The organism is Bacillus sp. LB7, assembly GCF_030449715.1.
Classification (GTDB): domain Bacteria; phylum Bacillota; class Bacilli; order Bacillales; family Bacillaceae; genus Bacillus; species Bacillus paralicheniformis.
Genome location: NZ_JASGCA010000012.1, coordinates 1 through 19,733, shown reverse-complemented (window position 1 = coordinate 19,733; position 19,733 = coordinate 1). Strand labels below are relative to the sequence as shown.

The following is a 19,733-nucleotide window of genomic DNA, read 5'->3' as shown; positions in this document are numbered from 1 at the left end:
CGCGATGGGCGCCTGGCGGACGGAAATAGAATAATGTCCTAAATGGAATACCTGCGGACACTGAACTTACAGCTTTTACGCTGTTTGTTTGGTGTCTGTTTTTTTTATTTGTATCGGCTGCGGTCTAGCGAAAGGAGCAATAGACATGAAACCTATCAAAAGAAAACGCCCTGAAAAAGTGCAGGAACGCTCTGAGCGCTTTTGGAGAGAGATTATGGGGCAAAACAAGCAGATTCTTAAACGAGGCAAAGGCGGCGCTTATAAGCGCAAATAAAAGGAGGAATTAACCAATGTTATTTCAATTACCCGAAATCGATAGAGAAGCAACCAAAAAGAAGGTTGAAGCCATATTGGATAATTACAGGGTGGTTCTTCTGCAAGTGCCAGATGATCTGCTGCCGAAGATAACAGCGGGTTTTAACATCGTTCCATCGTCAAATACAAACGCATTTCATTCATCTACCGAGGATACGGCCATCAAAAGAATTGAAATGGAACAGAAACGAAATGCCTTTCTTGCAAAAGTGCAAAAGGCTGTGAACCGTTTGCCTGTCAATGAACGGCAAATCATCATCATGCGATATATGTCCCAAGATAACCGTTTTGATTATGAGGTTTACAACGAAATTGGGTTAAGCCCGCGCACATACTTCAGAATTAAGTCGCGCGCTTTTTACAACCTGGCTTTTGCATTGAAAGAAGAAGTGTATGTGAAGGGAAGTGCTTCATAATGAATTTTGTGCAGCCTATCCGGGATATGGACCAGATTTATTATATAAAGAAATTCCTGAGAGAACGGAGTGAAAGAAACTATCTGCTTTTCGTTACCGGCATAAACTCAGGCTTGCGTATATCCGATTTACTTCGTTTAAGAGTCCGCGACGCCAAACGAATGTACATCGATTTACGCGAGAAGAAAACCGGCAAGCAGAAACGAATCAAAATAAATAAGGCCCTAAAAAAGGCCCTGGCTAATTACATTAAAGACAAGGATGACCAGGAATTTTTGTTTAAGAGCCGAGAAGGGCTTAACAAACCAATCAGCAGAAGCACGGCATACAACATGTTGAAAGAGGCGGCGGAATACGTCGGACTTGATGGGATCGGTACCCACACCATGAGGAAAACGTTCGGTTATTGGCACTATAAAAAATTCAAAGATGTGGCTCTGCTGCAAGAGATATTCAACCATTCCAGCCCTGACGTCACGCTTCGATATATCGGGATTACTCAAGACACAATGGATCAAACGATGGATTCATTCAGCTTATAGGCTCATCTGTCTTCAAAACGGATGAGTTTTTTTCTGCCTATTTTAACGAACTAACCATAATGAGAAAGTGTCCGACTCATTTTGAAGAAATGGCTTAAAACATTGCAGAGCAAAGGGTTCAGCGTTTCTGTGAGTTGGACACAATATAAGATATGGCTAATTCGTGGATAATGTGGATAAATAAAAAAATTCGATTGACAGCAAAATGATTTTGGCACAATTATGGCACAACGTTGGCACTCTGTTTTGTTTTAGATCGGTTAATATGGTAATAGGTCAAAAACAACGAAAGTGAAATTAAAAAAAGAGCAACCGGCTGGCTGCTCTTTTGTCTTATGATCTAGGGTTTTTGTAAATACCAAGGTGTTCTTTAATAGCATCTTGAAGAAGATGCGAATAATTAATTTTATGCTCTTTTGCAATGTCGTCCATCCAGCGCGGGATAGTTAATGTTTTCTTAACTGCCGCATTCTCCATTTCATGACGGAAAGGCGGCATCCATGTTTCGATTAATACGATGCTTTGGCTATCTTCTGTTTCGATATCTTTTGAAGATGTGGGCTGAGGAATTTCATCACCATCTTGTTCAAGGCCATATAGATGGAGTGCCATAGCTTCTTTAGCCATTGTTAGAGCTTCTTCATCCGTATCACCAAAAGTGATGCAGCCAGGCAGATCAGGAAAAGTCACTGTGATTCCGTCATCGTCGTAATCGAAAAGGGCTGGATAAATGTAACGATCTTTTTTCATAATATATAACCCCTTTATATTTTTATGATAGTTCCTTTACAAGCAGGGCTATTCAAGCCCCGCCTGTTTAAGGATTGATTTTACTGTTTTCTTTGGAAAGTCTTTCTTAGGATGTGGGATGGTAACCGTTCCGGGTTTTGTTGGATGTTTAAACTGATAATGACTACCTTTTACCCTTACTTGGTACCAACCATCTTGCTCAATTTTCTTGATTAGCTCTCTTGAATTCATTTGATGGTTACCATCTCCTTTCGACATACTTATTATAACACGTATAAAAATACGTATCAAGTATCTTTTGTTATTTTTTATTTATTTCAATGGGCATCCTACGGGGTGCTTTTTTATTTGGGTAGCTACTGACCACGGAAGGCGTTCGGGTGCACACGGATAGCCGGATGAAAGCAAGCGTTTCAGGGGGTTCAGTCTTAAACCCCTTGGTTTTATGTTCTCTGTAAACCGGGTCCAGTGAATTTCAGAAAAAACAATTGGCGGCCAATGAGAGCCTCTGAGTGTGGGTCCGGTTTAGAAAGAATATATCCAAACGCTTTCCCAAACGGGAGGGCGTTTTTTATTTGAGGGAGGGATTGACCTATGAGCTTTGAATTGAATTTAGCGCATACGAGTATTTTAGAGTTGTTAGAAAAGGCTGCTGAAAAGAATGAACTAATTTATGTAAGAGCTAGGCAAAGATGTGTTGGTAAAACAACTGCCCTATTGGAGTTTGCGAGAAAGAATAATTATCCTGTCCTGACAAAAAGAGAGATAGCGAGATGTTACCAGGTAGAACATCCGGACCTTAATATTATTGGATATGTAGACGGATCAGAAGTCGATGGGCTTTATAATGTCGTTTGTGATGAAGGCATACCAAAGGATGCTGTTAAAAGGCTTCATAAGCTTGGTGTGCTGTTAACAGGATTTGTGAGGGAAGAACCAGACTCATTATCCGCTATAAGAGAAGCTGTGAATTATGTTGGCTACAAACATGGGGGAACTGTACTTCTCGAGGGAGGGTCTATTCCAAAAGGCGATTTAAATAATCTGGAAGCAGAACCGCTGAATAAGCCACCTTTGCTACAAATTGAGCTTGATGATATTGATTCAGCTCCATGTGTTTTTTACAAGGGTGAGAAGATAAAAGAGATTATAAACGCAGACTTTTCATTCTTAACAAATGATGCTATAGGACTTAATTCAACACATATCGACATTGAATACACTGATAAAGAAAGCAAGTTTGGAACAAAGGCAATCGTTTATAATCGACGCTTCCGCAACCAAAAGGAAGACGGGGGAAAACATGCCGTTAAAAAGATGTAACGCACCTGGCTGCCGCGAGTATGTGGATTGGACACAGAAGTATTGTGAGAAACACCAGGGCTATGCTGACAAGCATTACAACAAGACTGTGAGATACAACAGGGAGAACAATGATCTTTACTCTTACTATCATTCAAGAGAGTGGAAGTTATTGCGGGAACAGAAGCTACGAGAAAGTAACTATCATTGCGCCATATGCGCCGCACAGGGACGTTTAAACAAGTCTGATAGGTTAGTGGTTCATCATAAGCATAAAGAGCTTAGAGAGGTATTCCATGACGATATAGAGCGCACTGATTTAAACAACCTTGAAGTGCTTTGTCAGTTTCATCATAACCAGGTGACATTTAAAAAAAGGAGTGTAAGGGAATGACTCAAAATATTGTAACTAAAGAACAAGTAGAGAAGATCATTAGTAAATCAACTATGGATGTGAAAACGGTTTTTGATAAATGCACAATCGTTACATGTGTTCTTCCAAACGGTTTCGTCATTGTGGAATATTCAGCTTGTGTTGATCCAAAAAACTATGATGAGAACATTGGAGCTAAAATCTGTCTTGAGAAAATAAAAGATAAAATTTGGGAGCTTGAAGGGTACAAACTTCAATATCAGTTAAAAAAAGATAATTAAGTCCCCCCGACAATGAACGGGGTGGGCTTTTTTATTTCCAGGACATCGGCGCCCCCTCATCTTCGTAAAAATTGTTGAAATGAAATTTTGATTTTCACTATTTTGAGCCGTTTTTGAATATGTGTTCTTTGCGCTTGGTCCCTTGTCGCACATAAGTTGGCCGGCGTTTTTGTTATGTGTTCATTTGTTTGAAAACAGTAGTGCGGAAATTCGCTGAAAGGTGGTGGTTTTTATTGGCGAGACGAAAACAAATGACAGAAACATTAAAAGGACAAATATCTAAAGAAGAATTGCAGAAACGGAAGCAACAGGAAGAAAAATTAAAAGGTTTTACGCCATTGCAAGAGAAACCACCCTACTGGCTTTCAACGATGGCAAAGAACGAATGGGAAAGGATATACCCGTATCTTAGCGAGCTGCCGATATCAGAGTTAGACAGGACACTCTTTGCTCTGTTTTGCAATAGTTACGCTCAATACAGGATCGCGCTGAATGACATTAACGAAAACGGTCAAACGATCGTGGAAATAAACAGCAAAGGTTTTCCGGTCAAAAAGAAAAACCCATCCGTCGATATCTTGAACAGCATGTCAAAAGAGATTCGTGGAATTGCAGGTCAGTTAGGACTTTCCCTGGACTCAAGGTTGCGACTTGTTGGCCTTGGGGATGACGAAGAAGAAGAGGACCCAATTACAAAATTTATGAAACGCCGGGGTAACAATGATTGACCATGTAACTGAATATGCCCGGGCGGTTGTTAATGGGGAAATCGTTGCGGGGGAATTTATTATACTTGCCTGCAAGCGGCATCTTGAGGATTTAGAAAAATCCAAATTACACACCTTTATGTATTATTTTGATGTTGAGGAAGCAAACACAAGAATAGATTTTACTGAAATTCTGCCTAATCCAGAAACAGGAGAGCCAGTGAAATTACTACGTTTTCAAAAATGGATTATAGGCAGTATTTTCGGGTGGAAAAGAAAGGATAATGGAAATCGCCGTTTTAAAAGAGCGATGATTTCTATGGCTCGAAGGAACGGGAAAACCTTCATTATTTCCACAATGGGAACGAATGAACTTTTCTTGTGTGAAACCCCGAAACGAAACAGAAAAATTGTTTTTGCTTCGAATGCCTTGAAGCAGGCCAAACTTGGATTTGAGTATATGAAAGATCAAATCCGGTCATTGGCAAAGGGCTCTAAACCTATGAAAAAAAGAGTGAAAATTAAGGATGCTGAAATTAAGGACTTATTTTCAGGCAGCACAGCCTATCCTATATCTTCTGATACGTCCACTGGGGACGGGTTTGCCTCAACGGTTGCTATTATTGATGAGTTTCACGAAAGCAAAGACTTAAAAATGTACAATGTTTTAAAATCAGGTCAGATCGCTTTGGAAAACAGCCTGCTTGCAATCATTAGTACGGCAGGTCTAAATCCTAATGTGCCGATGTATAAAGAAATTCAAATGCTCAAAAGAGTATTGAAAAAAGAGCGGAAAATGGATGATTATTTTATCGCCATTTATGAACAGGATGATGTTGAAAAAGAGGCTGAGCTTCCAGAAACATGGATCAAATCAAATCCTATTTTAGAACATCCTGAAATTGGTCAAACGATCATGGAGTCTTTAAAGCTGGATTTAGTTGCAGCCAAAGAGCAGCACAATTTAAATGCTCTATATGTAAAAAATTTTAATGTTTGGCGGCAAGCAAGCGAAGAAAGCTTTATCTCTATAGATGATTGGAATCAATGCGGCACCGATAAAGTGCCTAATCTTGAGGGATTAGACGTCTATATAGGGCTTGATATGGCACGATCGGATGATTTAGCAGCGGTATCATTTATTTTTCCGTTGAATGATGAACGCCAACGATATTTTGTAGATAGTCATTCTTTTGTGGGGACGAAAGGCGGCTTAGATGCTAAAATCAGCCGAGATAAAATTGATTATAGGGGCCTAGCAGAACGTGGGTATTGCACAATAACAGATAAAGACACGGGCATTATCAATCAACAACAAGTCCTCGACTATATCAAAAATCGAATTAAGACCCAGAAACTCAATGTGAAAGGAATCCTTTATGACCCTCATGCTATTTCTCTCTTGTTGAATGAGCTTGAAGAATACCCTTTGATCGAGGTGGGACAGGGAGCCAAAAGACTATCGCCACCATCAAAGGATTTTAGACTATGTGTCTATGATAAGAGGATTGTTCATGCCAATAATCCTTTACTAACGATTGCCGTAAATAATGCAATCGTCAAAGAGTTTAACGATTTAATCAGAATTGATAAGGAAAAGAACCGAGAAAAGATTGACCCTATTGTCGCTTTAATAACAGCGCATTTTGAAGCCATGTATTACTATTCTGATGATTTTGACTGGAATAGCTACTATGAAAGCGGCAATTTCACACTTTAAGCAAGGGAGGGCGAGACGAAATGAAAATCGGAAAGATCAATACGTTTTTCTTGAGAGTATGGCAGTTTATCATATTAAACTTACATACTCTTTTGTTTTTGGCTGGGCTGTTTGTGATTAATTATGCAGTCTATATAATTCATTCAGTTGCCGGGTTAATGATGACAGGCTTATTCCTCGTCCTCATTGCCATTTTATTAAACCCTAAAGAGGAAGGGAGGTAATTGAGTGGCATTCTTTCGATCTATGAATAAGCAGAGTGATGGAGAAATGAGCAGGGGAGAAAGGCAGTTTATTGATGCAGTATTAGGGCTTGATGGATTGTACTACACATCCGTCAATGCAATTAAAAATAGTGATGTTTTCACGGCCGTTCTTACCCTCGCGTCAGATATTGCGGCATCTCCGATCATGGTTACACAAAACGGGGTCGAGGAAAAGGAATCCGATTTGTTTAGGCTACTGAATGAAAAGCCCAATGAATACTATTCAGGATACTTTTTCAAGTTTATTCTCGTTGCTAATGCCTTATTAAACGGGCAATCCTATGCTGAAATCAGAAGGGACAGCGAGGGTACCCCCTTGGAGCTGATCCATTTATTGAACAGTGAAGTTTATGCTGAACAGCTGAAAGACCGTAATGAAATAGTCTACCGGTATTATCCATCCGGCGGCAAGGAAAGGACTTTAAAGCCTGAAAACGTTTTGCATATTAAATTTTTTAGCCTTGATGGTATAACCGGGGTCGGGCCATTATACAGTCTCAAGCATGAAGTTGAAAGCCAGGAGGCGGGCAAGCGCCTTGTTACCGACTTTTTCAGAAGGGGCACGAATTTAAGCGGTATTGTAAATATCAAAAAGGGGCACCTTTCCCCGGAGGCAAAGGACAACATTCGCAACGAATTCGAAAAAGCCAATTCAGGGGCCAGAAATCAGCAGCGGGTTGTTGTTCTCAGCGATAATGAGGAATTCAAACAACTTGAAATCAATACGAAGATTCTTGAAATCGTCAATAATTACACACATTCCACAAAACAAATTGCAAAAGTATTTGGTTTGCCGCCTCACAAATTGGGGATCGAGCAGGTGAACACATCGCTTGAACAAGCAAACTTGGACTATCTGACGAATACCTTATCCAATTACTTTGTGGCTATTGCCTCAGAGTTGAACTTTAAAATGTTGCCGTATCCTTTGAATTTGACAACGAAATTCCAGTTCGATACAAGGCGATTCAGGGAAACGGATGCGAAAACAAAACGGGAAAATGTCATCGCGCTTCTGCAAAACGGCATTTTTTCACTTAACAATGCGCTGGCCGAATATGGTTTCTCACCTATTCCAAACGGTGATAAACGTTTTATGAGTTTGAACTATGTTGATATCGAATTGATGGACGAAATTCAGAAAGCAAAAGCAAAGGCTCTGCCTATCCCGTCAGCAGGTAAAGGAGGTGAGGGGGATGTCTAAGGATGTAGAGATCAGAACGCAGCAGGGCGGGGCTTTAAAAGCTCATACAGAAGAAGACGGCCCCAAGGTTATCAGTGGGTACGCTTTGAAATTCGGCACCCGAAGCCATAACTTGGGCGGATTCATTGAAATGATCGACAAACGGGCTTTGGATCATACAGATTTGAGCGACGTTAGGGCGCTAATCGATCATGATCCTTCTAAAATTCTTGGCCGGGTTTCTGCCGGCACGCTCAAACTCGATGTCGATGATGTCGGGTTACGCTTTGACATTACGCTGCCGAATACACAATACGCGAATGATCTATATGAGAATATCAGGCTGGGCAATATCTCGAATTGTTCTTTCGGCTTCCTATTAGGAAAAGGCGGGGACAGCTTTACGCGAGATCAGGAAACTGGCCTGCCGTTGCGCAGTTTGCGGAACATATCTAAATTGACGGATGTCTCAGTTGTCACTTATCCAGCTTATGAAGACACTGACGTGACAATTGCAAAACGGAATTTACAGCAGTACGAGGAAAGAAACCGGAATCCGGAAAAAGAAAAGCTGCTGTTGCAGTTGGATTTATTAAAAATCGGATTGTAAAAGCACTCGAAAATCGGGTGCTTATTTTATTTGAAAAGGAGCAAACACATGTTAACTGAAAAAATTAAGGAACTACGATCACAGATTATTAAAAAACAAACGGCCATTAATACAAAAATCACAGATGCCCAAAAACGAGCAGAGGAAGACAAGTTGGACGAAGCTACAGCTCTGAAAGGTGAAATTACCTCCATGAAAGAAGAGCTTGACACCCTGCAGAAAAAGCTTGCGGAGTATGAAGAGTTAGCCGGGCTTAAGCCGGAGAATCCTGCGCCAGCTGGCGGTAAAGAAGACGACGACGAGGAGAAAAGATCACTACCTGGCGGCGAATATCGCGCAATTTTACCTGGACAAGGGAAGGAAGAAGTCAGAGCCTTTGAGGCCTTTCTTCGATCTAAAGGTGAGACACGAGACGGCCTAAAATCGGATGGGGCTGAGGCGGTTATTCCAATCGATGTGATCACCAAACCACAGCAAGAGCCGGAAGACGTTGTAGATTTAGCGGCGATCGTCAATAACGTCAATGTGACGACGGCGTCCGGGACTTATCCGGTGCTTGCAAACGCGGATACCGGTCTGGTATCTGTCGCCGAACTGGAGAAAAACCCGGAGCTGGCGAAACCAAAATTCAATAAAGTGGAGTGGAAAGTTGACACATATCGCGGTCAATTGCCTATTTCACAAGAAGCGATTGACGATTCAGGCATCGATTTAACCGCACTTGTGGCCAATCATCTGCAGCAAGTTAAACGAAATACTAAAAACGCAAAAGTCGCGGAGGTTCTTCGCTCTTTCCCTAAGAAAACAGTTACGGGAACGGATGAGATTAAACATATTTTTAATGTGGACTTAAAGCAAGCCTATGCCCGTAATATCGTAGCCACAGCCTCGGCATTCCAATTTCTTGACACCTTAAAAGACAAAAACGGCCAATATATTTTACGCCAGGACATTTCAACACCAACAGGCAAAATGTTGTTTGGCAGTCAGGTCAAAGTTGTGGATGACACAGTTTTAGGGACGAAGTCAGGCGACGCGGTCATGTTTATCGGTGACTTGAAAAGGGCTGTTTTGTTTGCAAATCGTGTGGATGCTACAGCTAAATGGATCGAAAATGAAGTTTATGGACAAGTCCTATCTCTTGCTGTGCGTTTTGATGTTAAAAAGGCAGATGGAAAAGCTGGTTACTTTGTCACAATCAATCCGCCAGCAGCAGAAACCGAAGAAAAAGCAGTCGACGTTGGAAAATAAAAAATAGAAAAGGATGAGGGATAATGGCAGATCAATTTCTAAACCAAAGTAACGGCGTGTACACTTCTGCAGAGGACGACGGCACGGGCAAACCGGTAACGCCCGTTTACTTGAAAGGCAACAGCGAAGAAAATCCTTTGTACATCAAAGGGATGCAGGGGGAACCTGGGCCGCAGGGGCCCCAAGGTCCAAAAGGCGACAAGGGGGATAAAGGAGATACTGGCCCACAAGGTCCCCAGGGAGAGCCAGGACCCCAAGGTCCGAAAGGGGACAAAGGTGATCCGGCCGTTATCGAAGAAAAAGGCATCACTCATGAAATGCTTGGTGACAACATTGTCAGAAGTAACAACATTGGCACCGGCAGTGTCATGATAGTTAACTTAAACAGTGAAGTCAAAGCGGTTTTAGATAATCTCCAAGCTCAAATTGACGAACTGAAACCAAAAACAACCGAATAATAAAAATGCTTGGGACGCCTCATAGCGTCCCTTTTTTGTTTGGGAAGGAGTGACGAGATGACGCTTGACGATTTAAAGCTTGCTATGCGTATCGATCACGAATTTGACGATCGTTTAATTCAGCAGTTAAAAGATGCTGCAGAAAATTACATCAAGGATGCGGTCACGCTTTCACCAGATCGAGAAGATTTTTTCAAAGATAATCCGAAATTTGATATGGCGGTCATGTTCTTGGTGGGGGCATGGTATGAGCAGCGTGTTTCTTCCGTTGACAAAGCTCTTCAAGAAATCCCGTTCGGCGTGACAAATTTTATACAGCAGTTCAGAGGGGCATACAAGTATGGAGTTTAGCCGGCTCAATACACGCATTTCCTTTGTTACGAGGAAAAACGGGAAGGACCCGGAATCCGGGGAAAATATTGAGCTGGTTGAGCCCTTATTTTCTTGCTGGGCCGAGGTGAGAGAACAAAAGTTAAGAGAAAAGCTTTCAACGGCTGGCACCTTTTTGGAAAACAGTATCACTTTCATTATTCGTTATCAGCAGATCAAGAAAGTAACAAACAACATGTATGTTCTTCACGATGATGAACTGTTCGAAATAAAAGACATCCTCCCAAACTCTCAGAAAAAAGACCTGATGAATGTTTTAGCGGAGAAGGTGAGCTAATGGCACGCCAGGACGACGGAACAAGAAACATCGAAAAAGAGCTAGACAAGCTTTCGAGGAAAAAGGTGAGGGCTGCGAAAGCTGCCGTTCAGGCAGGCACGGCCATTTTCGCGGAAGGTCTGGAACGAAATACGCCTATCGGACGAAACGACGGCCACAAAACGCACATGAAAGACAATGTGGTCTACTCGAAGCCCAGGGAAGACGGAGAGATTTACGCCAGTACGGGCTATGGAAAAGAAACGGCTTCCCGGCTTCATTTTTCTAACTTCGGGACGATCAAACAGCGTCCGCAGCATTTCATTGAGAGAACAGAAAATGAATATGCGGATATCGTCTTGCGAAAAGTCCAAGAGGTTTACGCAAGGGAGTTGGGACTATGATGCTGCCAATTCAGGAAGTTGAAAAGCTTCTTAGTGAAAACGAAACTCTTTCATCTTTTGTGGACAGTGCGCGCATTTTCCTGGTTTATGTACCAGAAGAGGATCAGGACATAGAAAAGGCTCCAATGATTCGGATAAATGAGCTTGAGAGCCACAGGAAAGACTATGCGGATGATAAAGCCCTAACGTTTGAGGTTGATATTCAAATAGATTTATGGACGAAAACGATCAAGGAAGCACAGCAGATTCAACCTATTATTGATCAGATCATGGCGAACAACGATTATCAGCAATATGCTTCTGCTTTTGATCGTGACCCAGATATTGCTTTGTACCGGTACGCCCGGAGATACAGGGCAACAAAATTAATCGATATTCAGAAAATATAAATTTGAAGGGATGATATGAATGGCCCGTACAGGATTAGACGGTATTCGATTTGGAGAACTTGACGAAAATGAAAAAGCTCCATCTGTACAGAGTATGCCGGGAGCAATTGAAGCAAAGTTGGACGTTGCTTCCGAACTTGCATCACTATACGCTGATGACGGTCTTTATGCTGTGAAAAGCTCTGGTGTAGGTGAAACAAAATTAGAATTAAATTTAGCTGATCTAACCACGGAAGTGAAAAGAAAACTCCTCGGTGTTACGGTTGAGGATGGTATTGAATTGTATCATAAAGACATGGAACCGCCATACGTCTGTATCACATGGCGCCAGAAACATCATGAAAAGGGCTATGTGTATTATGCTTTGTTAAAAGGGAAATTTGGCATTCCTTCTGCTGAAGGGAAGACTAAAGAGGACAAAGTAGATTTTCAAACAGATTCAATCGAAGGCCAGTTTTTGCCTCGTAAAAAAGACGGGTTGGTGTTCCTAGTTGGATATGATCAAAACAAAGATTTTTCTCTTGAGAAGTTCTACCAAAGAGCTTATGGCATAGACCCGGACAGCTCGGAAACACCGCAGGAAAGCGTTGATCTAGGAAAATAACAGGCAGCCCGTCGAGGCTGTCTTTTCATATTTTTAAAGAAGGATGGGGAACAGGATGATTAAAGCTATTTTAAGAGACTACACACAAGCGAAAGTTGATAAAGATGGAAATATTATTGAAGTGCCGGAAAAGATTTATATTAAGCCGTTTGTAACTTCTAGACACGTATACAGAGCATTGGAAATACATGCAACGGCAGAAGAATCGGGAATGTCTGAATTTGAACAAATGGAAGAAATGCTGCATTACGTGGTTGAGTTATTTAACAATCAATTCACTTTTGATGACATTTTAGATGGTGTCTTGTCTGATGATTTAGCTGACTGGATGCAAGACATTTTCAAACAGGTTATGGCGAAAGATGAAAAAAAGGGAAAGTTAAAAAAGAAGGCGTTGGACGCTCAGAAATAAAAGGCGAGAATCTGACCTATCGGGATTACCTGAATCAAATGAAAAAGTTATATACTGATCTGATGGAAAACGGTTATAAACTTCATGAAATTGATGAAATGGATATCCACCGATTCTTTGAACTTGCCGATTTCAAATACGAAGAAGAAAACAAACTTGTGCCAGCTTACCGGATATTTGGCGTGACTTTATAAAGAGTGTCGATTCAAGACGCTCTTTTTGGCGTGCAAAATTTAAAGAAAGGAGGATAACCATTTGGCGACAGAAGGTAGACCGATAGGGAATTTGGTCATTAACACAACCCTAGATGATGCCGGTGTTAATAGAGGAATTACTGGGCTCCGGAACAATCTGAAAACAGCGAGAACAGCAACAAAGGCAACTGTCCAGGAATTTAAATCCATGGGCGATGAACTTACAGCCAGTAAGAAGAAGGTCGAGGGCTTATCAAATGAGCTATCTATTCAAGAAAAGATAGTAGAAGAATACCGAAAAGCCTATGAAAAACAGGTTGAACAATATGGCGAGGGTTCGCAGCAGGCTCAAAAATACGCGCAGCGGCTTAACACGCAAATTCAGTCCTATCACTCACTAGAAGGATCTTTGCGGCGTGCTCAAATGCAATACCAACAGCTCGAACGGGCGCAACAAGAAGCCAGCCAAAGTTCTGACAATATGGCAGAGAGCCAGCGTGAAATCGGAGCTGCCAGCGTCAGCGTGAGCGGAAAAGTGTCTAAATTCTCATCTTTTATCAAAGTGGGATTGGTCAGCGCTTTGTCTGCCGGTGTTGCAGGAGTTGCCGGTTTAACGGCAGCGATTGGATCATTAGGGGCCAAAATGTCATTGGATGCTCAGAAATCACAAGGTGAATTCCGCGCTCAGTTGGGTCTAACCAAAGAGGAAGCCCAATCATTGACGCAATCGGCGACAAGTGTATGGAAAGATGGCTTTGGCGACAACATGGATGTTGTTAAGGATGCCATTAAACAGGTGAGGCAAAATATCAGGGGCTTGAGCGATAAGGACCTGAAAGATGTCACCAAAGGCGCGATCATACTTTCAGAAACCTTTGACGCGGATGTAAACGAGGTAACCCGGGCTGGTAACAATATTATGAAAGGCTTCGGCGTTGAGAGCAAAAAGGCATTTGATCTAATGACCTATGGGGCACAAAACGGCCTGAACTTCTCAAATGAATTGTTCGACAACCTTTCAGAGTATGGCCCTTTATTCGCTAAAATGGGCTTTTCTGCTGAGGAGTATTTTCAGCTTTTAAAGAAAGGCACGGACGCTGGGGTTTACAATCTTGATTACATTAACGATGTCATGAAAGAATTTCAGATCAGAGTCAAAGACGGATCGAAATCGACAAGCGAAGCAATGGCCCAAATGTCCGGCAGCACCCAAAAGGTATGGCAAAATTTCCTTAAAGGTAAGGGCACAGTAAAGGACGTTTCTAACGCGGTTCTTGGCGAATTGAAAGGCATGAAAGACCAAGTGGCGGCCAATAACATCGGGGTTGCCTTATACGGTACGAAATGGGAAGACCTTGAGGCCGATGCGATGTATGCCCTTGGTGGCATTAATGGAAAAATTGGCGATATTGACGGGGCGACGAAAAAAGCCGGCCAATCTTTACAGGATAACTTTGGTGACCGTCTTAAAAAGTTAGGGCGCTCGGCTCTTTCAGCCCTGCAGCCAATAGGTAACGGAATCCTGGACATTTTAGAACCCGTTATGTCCGGCTTAGAAAATAAGATGAAGAGCCTTGAACCTGCAATGAAGAATATTGCCAACACCGGCGGCAATTTAAAGACTATTTTTTCGGGAATTACAGATATCTTTAACGGTGATACAGCGAAGGGCGCGAACACTCTTAAAGATTTTCTACCTCCTTCCACGGTTCAATTTATTGTTACGGGCATTAACAATATAAAAATAGCCTTTGCCGGTTTTAAGCAGCAAGTACAGCCCATAATCACAAGTGTAAAAGCTGGTTTTGCTGCAATGACTCCGGTTTTTTCAACTCTCGGAAACATTGCAAAAAGCATGTTTGTAACACTCGGTCCAATCATTCAGCAGGCGATTTCAGGCGTACTCTCCTTTATTAATCAATTAGCCGTTCAATGGAAGGAGTTTTGGCAGCAAAACGGTGCAGTCATATCTCAAGCCCTGCAAAATGTCTGGTCAGTGGTTCAATTTATCTTGCCTCTTGTGGTCGGCATTGTCCAATCTGTTTGGAGTAATATTTCCGGCATAGTCAGCGGTGCTCTTTCTGTCATCCAAGGGGTTATCGTCTTTTTTTCTGGCCTTTTGACAGGTAACTTCGAAAAAATGTGGGAAGGTATTAAACAAATTTTCTCCGGCGCCGTAAAATTTGTCTGGAACTTCATAAGTCTTTCATTTTTCGGGAAGATCTTAGGCGGCGCAAAGGCTTTAGGTGCTGGCTTGAAAGGTATTTTCCCGAAGATGTGGGGCTGGATCAAAAACACGTTTAAAGATGGTGTAGCGAATGCCGTAAAATTGTTCGGGTCCTTAAAAGATAAGGGATTTCAACTTGTCGGACAAATGAAAGACGGGATCATCAAGAAATTTTGGGACATCGTAGACGGAGCCAAGGCCTTGCCAAAAAGAATGGGTGACGGCATCAAGAACATGGCAGGTAAAGCCATGGGAGGGATCAAGCATTTAGCTAATAAAATGTTTGATGGGCTCGGCGGAGTCGTAAACGGCGTCATTGGCGGCGTTAACTGGGTTCTTGGAAAAATCGGCGTTGACAAAAAGAACCAAATTCCAAAATGGGAAGTTCCCCATTATGAAAAAGGTACGAGCGGTCACCCCGGTGGTTTAGCTGTCTTGGGCGATGGTTATAAACACGAGCCCTTTATAACACCTGATGGACAAATAGGCATTAGCCCAAATGTTCCCACCCTTATGAACCTGCCGCGCGGCACCCAAGTAATAGGCGGGGATGATGCTGAAAAAATGTTTGGCGGTAAAGTCCCGTTCTATAAAGATGGAACCGGCGGGAACTGGTTCACACAATTAGGGGACAAAATTAAAGGGCTGGCTATTGACGTATTTGATTATACTACTAATCCTGGAAAGCTACTAAATACCATATTAGACAAGCTCGGCGTGAGTGCCCCTAAAATGGCTGGAGGTTTTGGTAAAATCGCCAGTAGCGGGTTCACTTTCATAAAGGTTAAAGCCGTATCGTTTCTAAAAAATATGATGGCCGATTTCACTTCCTCTTTTAAAGGAGAAGGTGGATCGAAGGCCGTCAAGAAATGGGTTGCCCAAGCTTTGGCTATTAAAGGGATGGATTCAACATACGCGAAAGCGTTAGAAACCATCGCTATGAAGGAATCCGGGGGCAACCCGAACGTAGTCAATACTTGGGATTCTAACGCGAAGGCCGGTCATCCGTCGCAAGGACTCATGCAGTTTATTCCTAGTACATTCAACGCCTACAAAGAAAAAGGATACGGAAATATCAAAAATCCAGTCCATCAAGTCTTAGCGGCGATCAACTACCTAAATAAAAGGTATGGCGGCATTATGAACCATCCCGGATTAAAATCAATGGCGCGCGGCGGCCGTTACATTGGCTATGACCAAGGAGGCTTGATTACCCGGGATCATATGGCCGAGGTCCATAGAGGGGAAATGCTTCTGCCTTTGCGGCGGTTCAGACGCAGCCAGGCTCACAAAGTGCTAAGTCAGGCCAGCTCAATGGTCGGGTACAATCCGGGTCCGCAGCAAACCATCATACAACATGACAACAGTGCGGAAATCGCGGAGTTGAAAAAACAAAATGCGATACTCACGAATAAGCTTGATACAATGATCAGCTTGATGGCTCAGTTTGTGGAAAAAGAGCTAGTCGTTCCCGTGGATAAGCTAACCAAGCAGCAAAACAAGGCATACATGAAGAAATACAAGCAAAAAATCGTTCTGGCGGGGGTGAATGAATGAGGGGCTATGATCTGATCATATTTGATAAACGGTTAAGCGAGCACATTAAAGGTGTCTCGCTTTCTTCTTTTATTCCGGAGTCACCCAAATTTGAAAGGAAGCTGCCGACGTCTCATCCCTTAAGAAACGGAATTCCAATGCCTCTTAAAAACAATATGGGGCGCTATACGGAAAGAAAAATCACACTTAAGATCACTGTGGAGGCGAGCAATTCGCAGCAATTCCATTTAAAAAGGGATGCCTTATATAAGCTTTTTGTACAAGAAGACCCGTATTATGTGATATACACATGGCAGCCTTTGAAAAGATGGCTCGTAACATGTGATGATGTATTCTCCGTTTTTCAAGAGAACGGGAAAACATGGCAAGAAGTTGAGATATCTTTGACAGCCATTCAAGGAGTGGCGGAGTCAGTCTATAACAGCCAGGCTTCTTTTAATCTGATAGATAATAAATTTCATTTTGGCATGAATATAGGCATGGTCGATAATCCTTCCTATTCATTTGTAGACAAAAAAAGCTTTGAGGTGTATAACCTCGGAGATATTACCCTGTCCCACGTTGATCATAATTATCAAGTGGAAATGTATATCGAAGGTAAAGACGTTTCAATCTTAAACGAAACGACCGGGGAAAGCGTCACCCTGCTTGGGCAACAGTCTAAAAAAAATCAATTGACTCTTTTAATGCCATATATCATAAACGGATCGAAAGTCATCAATACAAAGGGGCGTTTCCCAACACTTAAACCAGGCAAAAACAAATTCAGAATAAACGGTGCGACAAGCAGCAACATCAAATTTATTACTCACTTTTATTACAAGTAGAAAGGGGGCGGCTCCTATTGAACCAAATGTATGTCCTGGATAAAACGACAAATCAAAAATACGAAATGATGTACGTAGAGCCGAAGGTCAATGATGGGATTGACGGCAAGAAAGACTTGAGCTTTTCAATTGAGTTAAACAAAGACAATCGGATTCCTTTTAACGCTTTGGTCGGCCGTAATTTTATTGTGATAGATGAAGCAGTCCATAAAAGCCAGCGGTATTTTATTAATGCGCCAAATCTCAAACAAGAAGGCGGCCAGGTCACCAAGGATATTACAGCAACTCATATCTATGTTTTTCGGTTGGGTAAATGGCTTATACCTGATACGATCCAAGGAACAAAATCGCTTGACGAAGCTTTGTCCCACGCATTGAAGGGCAGCGGCTTTTCTTACAAAATCATGGACGACGCCAAAAAAATATCTCCTAAAAAGCTTGAGAGCTTCGGAAATAAGTATTCTATTGAGCTGATGGACGATATTATTTCAAGTTATGGCGTTGAAATCGATGTCGATAATACGATGATTTACGTCTATAAAAAAATGGGGAAAAAGATCGTCAAAACCCTGGATTCTTCCGTCAATTTAACCTCTTTGCACATCAACATGTCGGAAGACAATACGACGACAAGGATCAAGGGATACGGGAAGAAAAGAGAAGAAAAGGATATCCTGAGTGATCAATCGATTACCTATGAATCCAAGACAGGGGAATGGTCTTATGATAGCTCATTAAATGCAGATTTTACCAAAAAAATAGGGGCCACTTTTTCTTTTTCATTTACGGGAACAGGATTTAAATTTAAAACGCTTGTCTCCAAGTTGGGCGGAAAATGGGAATTTAAAATTGATGATCAAACCAAAACTATTACGACCTATCAGGATTCCGAACCGTCCGAGAAATCATTTGATGTCATTCGTGGGTTAGATAGCAAAAAGCATAAAGTGGTGGCGACATTTAAGGGTAAGGACAGCAAGAACCCCAATACAAAGGGTTCAAAGGGCGCTAATCCTCTTATGTATTTGTTGCGCGGGAATATGATCGACATTTATCGATCCTTTAAAAGTGAGGACGAACAGTATGTTTTTCCGCCTGTCACTTATATTCATCCCGAAGAAAAGAATTTTCTGATTGAGGGGCAGCCTTCCTGGGCTACAACGGTAACAGACGAATCAATCACCACGGAAGCCGATATGATGAAAGTTTTGAAAGAAAAGGTAAACCCTTATCCAACAGTGACCTTTGAGGTGGACTATGAAGAATTGTTACATGCAGCATTGAAAGGCATAGAAGACCAAGTGACCAAAGGGGATACTATTCACGTATTGGCGGACACCGAATTGAATGGCATTACATTCGAGGATGACATTCGCGTGACCAAAGTCTCCTATAACCCCTTGGATTCTACGGAAGCTCCAGAACTGACGATCGACGGCGGAGAAAAGGACCCTGTCGATCTGCAGGTTGAGCAGAAAAAGAGAATAAAAGATCAGCAGCGTTACATTAACGACCAAAAGAAATTTGTTGAATCTGAAATTTTGGCCGCCAAAAAAGACCTGCAGCTTGCGATTGGAGAGACAAAGAACTCTTTAGATAGCATACCGAATACATTTTCATATCCTTTGAGATTTACAAAAGGAGCGTGGCAAGTGACTACGTCAGATGCTTCTGTTTCGATCGAAGGCAATACGCTGCTTCTTGAAACTGATGACGAAATTACGATGAAATATGCGTCCGCGGAAACCTCATCCATCATGAAGCAAAACGGAATTTTTGCGGCAATAGAACAGCATGAAATAAATCATGATCAATATATCCTCACTTTCTTCCAGAATGGTAAAGAAATAGAACCTTTAAGCGCTCCAGCCGATTCGAAAGTGACGGTCATGATTATAGGATTTATAGGAAGGTGATACGCCTTGTACAAGCTCACGAAAAGTCATGAAGTGACACCAAATTCGAACCTTTTTTCGATTCTTGACCGAAACGCAACATTAACGGAAAATGCACTTAACGACAATATCAGGGCATTAAATTCTCATAAGGAAGCCAAAAAAGCCCATACGTCAGAACAAATCTCACATCATAGTGGATTGACAGTTTCACAAGAGATTGAAACAGGTAAAGCACGGCTCAGAAATTTAGTGCTCAATGCCGATGGAACGAACATAAAAGAAGTTGTTGACGCGCGTGTTGATCGTAAGGGAACAATTTACCCGACTTTATGGGACCGTCTGGCTGCAGACGGGCAGTATATTGAAACGAGATTTAACTTTAAAAATGCGCTTAACTATGG

Annotated in this window: 24 protein-coding genes and 1 pseudogene; 23 read left to right on the top strand and 2 right to left on the bottom strand. The window is 42.0% G+C overall.

Annotated elements, in window-relative coordinates; all coding sequences use genetic code 11:
• The first annotated feature begins 145 nt into the window (after window positions 1-145).
• Genes QMZ64_RS15610 through QMZ64_RS15600 form a run of 3 tightly spaced genes read left to right on the top strand, consistent with a single transcriptional unit; the run spans window position 146 to window position 1,273 of the window.
• Complete coding sequence (locus QMZ64_RS15610) at window positions 146-274, top strand: hypothetical protein (RefSeq protein WP_301441432.1); 129 nt, start codon at window positions 146-148, stop codon at window positions 272-274.
• A 16-nt stretch (window positions 275-290) separates the two neighbouring features.
• A complete protein-coding gene (locus QMZ64_RS15605) occupies window positions 291-731 on the top strand; it encodes an ArpU family phage packaging/lysis transcriptional regulator (protein ID WP_301441431.1) in 441 nt (146 codons plus the stop codon).
• Entirely contained in the window at window positions 731-1,273 is a 543-nt protein-coding gene (locus tag QMZ64_RS15600; RefSeq protein ID WP_301441430.1) for a site-specific integrase, read from the top strand. The genes QMZ64_RS15605 and QMZ64_RS15600 overlap by 1 nt, the downstream gene beginning before the upstream one ends.
• 333 nt (window positions 1,274-1,606) lie before the next feature.
• Here QMZ64_RS15600 and QMZ64_RS15595 read toward each other — a convergent pair whose 3' ends face one another.
• Window positions 1,607-2,023 (bottom strand): type II toxin-antitoxin system HicB family antitoxin, encoded by a 417-nt coding sequence (locus tag QMZ64_RS15595; protein ID WP_301441429.1) that lies wholly within the window; start codon window positions 2,021-2,023, stop codon window positions 1,607-1,609.
• Window positions 2,024-2,071: 48 nt separating this feature from the next.
• Window positions 2,072-2,254, bottom strand: coding sequence for a type II toxin-antitoxin system HicA family toxin (locus tag QMZ64_RS15590; protein WP_301441428.1), 183 nt, complete (start codon window positions 2,252-2,254; stop codon window positions 2,072-2,074).
• 363 nt (window positions 2,255-2,617) lie between these two features.
• On the opposite strand from QMZ64_RS15590, the gene QMZ64_RS15585 reads away from it, so the two are divergent.
• The 20 genes and pseudogenes from QMZ64_RS15585 to QMZ64_RS15490 form a co-directional block, all read left to right on the top strand.
• The gene (locus QMZ64_RS15585; RefSeq protein ID WP_301441427.1) at window positions 2,618-3,346 is read left to right on the top strand and encodes a hypothetical protein; all 729 of its coding nucleotides are present in this window, start codon (window positions 2,618-2,620) and stop codon (window positions 3,344-3,346) included.
• Between the two features lie 369 nt (window positions 3,347-3,715).
• Window positions 3,716-3,979 carry a Gp49 family protein gene (locus QMZ64_RS15580; RefSeq protein ID WP_017474631.1) on the top strand — a complete coding sequence of 88 codons (264 nt, stop codon included), beginning with the start codon at window positions 3,716-3,718 and terminating at the stop codon, window positions 3,977-3,979.
• Window positions 3,980-4,212: 233 nt separating this feature from the next.
• On the top strand, window positions 4,213-4,707 hold the full coding sequence (locus tag QMZ64_RS15575; protein ID WP_017474594.1) for a phage terminase small subunit P27 family: 495 nt from the start codon (window positions 4,213-4,215) through the stop codon (window positions 4,705-4,707).
• Window positions 4,700-6,406 (top strand): terminase large subunit, encoded by a 1,707-nt coding sequence (locus QMZ64_RS15570; protein WP_120155421.1) that lies wholly within the window; start codon window positions 4,700-4,702, stop codon window positions 6,404-6,406. The genes QMZ64_RS15575 and QMZ64_RS15570 overlap by 8 nt, the downstream gene beginning before the upstream one ends.
• A gap of 20 nt (window positions 6,407-6,426) precedes the next feature.
• Window positions 6,427-6,630: a hypothetical protein gene (locus QMZ64_RS15565; RefSeq protein WP_017474257.1), complete on the top strand. Its 204-nt coding sequence runs from the start codon at window positions 6,427-6,429 to the stop codon at window positions 6,628-6,630.
• A 4-nt stretch (window positions 6,631-6,634) separates the two neighbouring features.
• On the top strand, window positions 6,635-7,876 hold the full coding sequence (locus QMZ64_RS15560) for a phage portal protein (protein WP_073412030.1): 1,242 nt from the start codon (window positions 6,635-6,637) through the stop codon (window positions 7,874-7,876).
• A complete protein-coding gene (locus QMZ64_RS15555) occupies window positions 7,869-8,465 on the top strand; it encodes an HK97 family phage prohead protease (RefSeq protein ID WP_073412029.1) in 597 nt (198 codons plus the stop codon). Before QMZ64_RS15560 ends, QMZ64_RS15555 begins: the two co-directional genes overlap by 8 nt.
• A gap of 48 nt (window positions 8,466-8,513) precedes the next feature.
• The gene (locus QMZ64_RS15550; protein WP_120155418.1) at window positions 8,514-9,716 is read left to right on the top strand and encodes a phage major capsid protein; all 1,203 of its coding nucleotides are present in this window, start codon (window positions 8,514-8,516) and stop codon (window positions 9,714-9,716) included.
• A gap of 23 nt (window positions 9,717-9,739) precedes the next feature.
• On the top strand, window positions 9,740-10,174 hold the full coding sequence (locus QMZ64_RS15545) for a collagen-like protein (RefSeq protein WP_020450355.1): 435 nt from the start codon (window positions 9,740-9,742) through the stop codon (window positions 10,172-10,174).
• Window positions 10,175-10,231: 57 nt separating this feature from the next.
• Window positions 10,232-10,525: a head-tail connector protein gene (locus QMZ64_RS15540; RefSeq protein ID WP_073412027.1), complete on the top strand. Its 294-nt coding sequence runs from the start codon at window positions 10,232-10,234 to the stop codon at window positions 10,523-10,525.
• Window positions 10,515-10,841 carry a phage head closure protein gene (locus QMZ64_RS15535; protein WP_017474687.1) on the top strand — a complete coding sequence of 109 codons (327 nt, stop codon included), beginning with the start codon at window positions 10,515-10,517 and terminating at the stop codon, window positions 10,839-10,841. Before QMZ64_RS15540 ends, QMZ64_RS15535 begins: the two co-directional genes overlap by 11 nt.
• A complete protein-coding gene (locus QMZ64_RS15530; protein ID WP_145608394.1) occupies window positions 10,841-11,224 on the top strand; it encodes an HK97-gp10 family putative phage morphogenesis protein in 384 nt (127 codons plus the stop codon). Before QMZ64_RS15535 ends, QMZ64_RS15530 begins: the two co-directional genes overlap by 1 nt.
• Window positions 11,221-11,613 carry a tail completion protein gp17 gene (gp17, locus tag QMZ64_RS15525; protein WP_145608396.1) on the top strand — a complete coding sequence of 131 codons (393 nt, stop codon included), beginning with the start codon at window positions 11,221-11,223 and terminating at the stop codon, window positions 11,611-11,613. The genes QMZ64_RS15530 and gp17 overlap by 4 nt, the downstream gene beginning before the upstream one ends.
• Before the next feature lie 19 nt (window positions 11,614-11,632).
• Complete coding sequence (locus QMZ64_RS15520; RefSeq protein ID WP_017474406.1) at window positions 11,633-12,217, top strand: major tail protein; 585 nt, start codon at window positions 11,633-11,635, stop codon at window positions 12,215-12,217.
• Between the two features lie 55 nt (window positions 12,218-12,272).
• On the top strand, window positions 12,273-12,629 hold the full coding sequence (gene gpG / locus QMZ64_RS15515; protein ID WP_017474407.1) for a phage tail assembly chaperone G: 357 nt from the start codon (window positions 12,273-12,275) through the stop codon (window positions 12,627-12,629).
• A 38-nt stretch (window positions 12,630-12,667) separates the two neighbouring features.
• Entirely contained in the window at window positions 12,668-12,823 is a 156-nt protein-coding gene (locus QMZ64_RS15510) for a hypothetical protein (RefSeq protein ID WP_017474408.1), read from the top strand.
• A 61-nt stretch (window positions 12,824-12,884) separates the two neighbouring features.
• The gene (locus tag QMZ64_RS15505; RefSeq protein WP_301441426.1) at window positions 12,885-16,607 is read left to right on the top strand and encodes a phage tail tape measure protein; all 3,723 of its coding nucleotides are present in this window, start codon (window positions 12,885-12,887) and stop codon (window positions 16,605-16,607) included.
• Window positions 16,604-17,434: a phage tail domain-containing protein gene (locus tag QMZ64_RS15500; RefSeq protein WP_301441425.1), complete on the top strand. Its 831-nt coding sequence runs from the start codon at window positions 16,604-16,606 to the stop codon at window positions 17,432-17,434. Before QMZ64_RS15505 ends, QMZ64_RS15500 begins: the two co-directional genes overlap by 4 nt.
• 26 nt (window positions 17,435-17,460) lie before the next feature.
• Entirely contained in the window at window positions 17,461-19,350 is a 1,890-nt protein-coding gene (locus QMZ64_RS15495) for a phage tail protein (protein ID WP_301441462.1), read from the top strand.
• A gap of 6 nt (window positions 19,351-19,356) precedes the next feature.
• Window positions 19,357-19,733 (top strand): annotated as a pseudogene (locus QMZ64_RS15490) (right-handed parallel beta-helix repeat-containing protein); the annotation flags it as partial.

Coding starts and splice junctions, on each gene's coding strand:
- QMZ64_RS15565 (WP_017474257.1), top strand. CDS start 6,427: ATGAAAATCGGAAAGATCAATACGTTTTTCTTGAGAGTATGGCAGTTT.
- QMZ64_RS15580 (WP_017474631.1), top strand. CDS start 3,716: ATGACTCAAAATATTGTAACTAAAGAACAAGTAGAGAAGATCATTAGT.
- QMZ64_RS15500 (WP_301441425.1), top strand. CDS start 16,604: ATGAGGGGCTATGATCTGATCATATTTGATAAACGGTTAAGCGAGCAC.
- QMZ64_RS15545 (WP_020450355.1), top strand. CDS start 9,740: ATGGCAGATCAATTTCTAAACCAAAGTAACGGCGTGTACACTTCTGCA.
- QMZ64_RS15605 (WP_301441431.1), top strand. CDS start 291: ATGTTATTTCAATTACCCGAAATCGATAGAGAAGCAACCAAAAAGAAG.
- QMZ64_RS15585 (WP_301441427.1), top strand. CDS start 2,618: ATGAGCTTTGAATTGAATTTAGCGCATACGAGTATTTTAGAGTTGTTA.
- QMZ64_RS15595 (WP_301441429.1), bottom strand. CDS start 2,023: ATGAAAAAAGATCGTTACATTTATCCAGCCCTTTTCGATTACGACGAT.
- QMZ64_RS15610 (WP_301441432.1), top strand. CDS start 146: ATGAAACCTATCAAAAGAAAACGCCCTGAAAAAGTGCAGGAACGCTCT.
- QMZ64_RS15540 (WP_073412027.1), top strand. CDS start 10,232: ATGACGCTTGACGATTTAAAGCTTGCTATGCGTATCGATCACGAATTT.
- QMZ64_RS15520 (WP_017474406.1), top strand. CDS start 11,633: ATGGCCCGTACAGGATTAGACGGTATTCGATTTGGAGAACTTGACGAA.
- QMZ64_RS15600 (WP_301441430.1), top strand. CDS start 731: ATGAATTTTGTGCAGCCTATCCGGGATATGGACCAGATTTATTATATA.
- gp17 (WP_145608396.1), top strand. CDS start 11,221: ATGATGCTGCCAATTCAGGAAGTTGAAAAGCTTCTTAGTGAAAACGAA.
- QMZ64_RS15510 (WP_017474408.1), top strand. CDS start 12,668: ATGAAAAAGTTATATACTGATCTGATGGAAAACGGTTATAAACTTCAT.
- QMZ64_RS15550 (WP_120155418.1), top strand. CDS start 8,514: ATGTTAACTGAAAAAATTAAGGAACTACGATCACAGATTATTAAAAAA.
- gpG (WP_017474407.1), top strand. CDS start 12,273: ATGATTAAAGCTATTTTAAGAGACTACACACAAGCGAAAGTTGATAAA.
- QMZ64_RS15495 (WP_301441462.1), top strand. CDS start 17,461: ATGTATGTCCTGGATAAAACGACAAATCAAAAATACGAAATGATGTAC.
- QMZ64_RS15590 (WP_301441428.1), bottom strand. CDS start 2,254: ATGAATTCAAGAGAGCTAATCAAGAAAATTGAGCAAGATGGTTGGTAC.
- QMZ64_RS15570 (WP_120155421.1), top strand. CDS start 4,700: ATGATTGACCATGTAACTGAATATGCCCGGGCGGTTGTTAATGGGGAA.
- QMZ64_RS15555 (WP_073412029.1), top strand. CDS start 7,869: ATGTCTAAGGATGTAGAGATCAGAACGCAGCAGGGCGGGGCTTTAAAA.
- QMZ64_RS15530 (WP_145608394.1), top strand. CDS start 10,841: ATGGCACGCCAGGACGACGGAACAAGAAACATCGAAAAAGAGCTAGAC.
- QMZ64_RS15535 (WP_017474687.1), top strand. CDS start 10,515: ATGGAGTTTAGCCGGCTCAATACACGCATTTCCTTTGTTACGAGGAAA.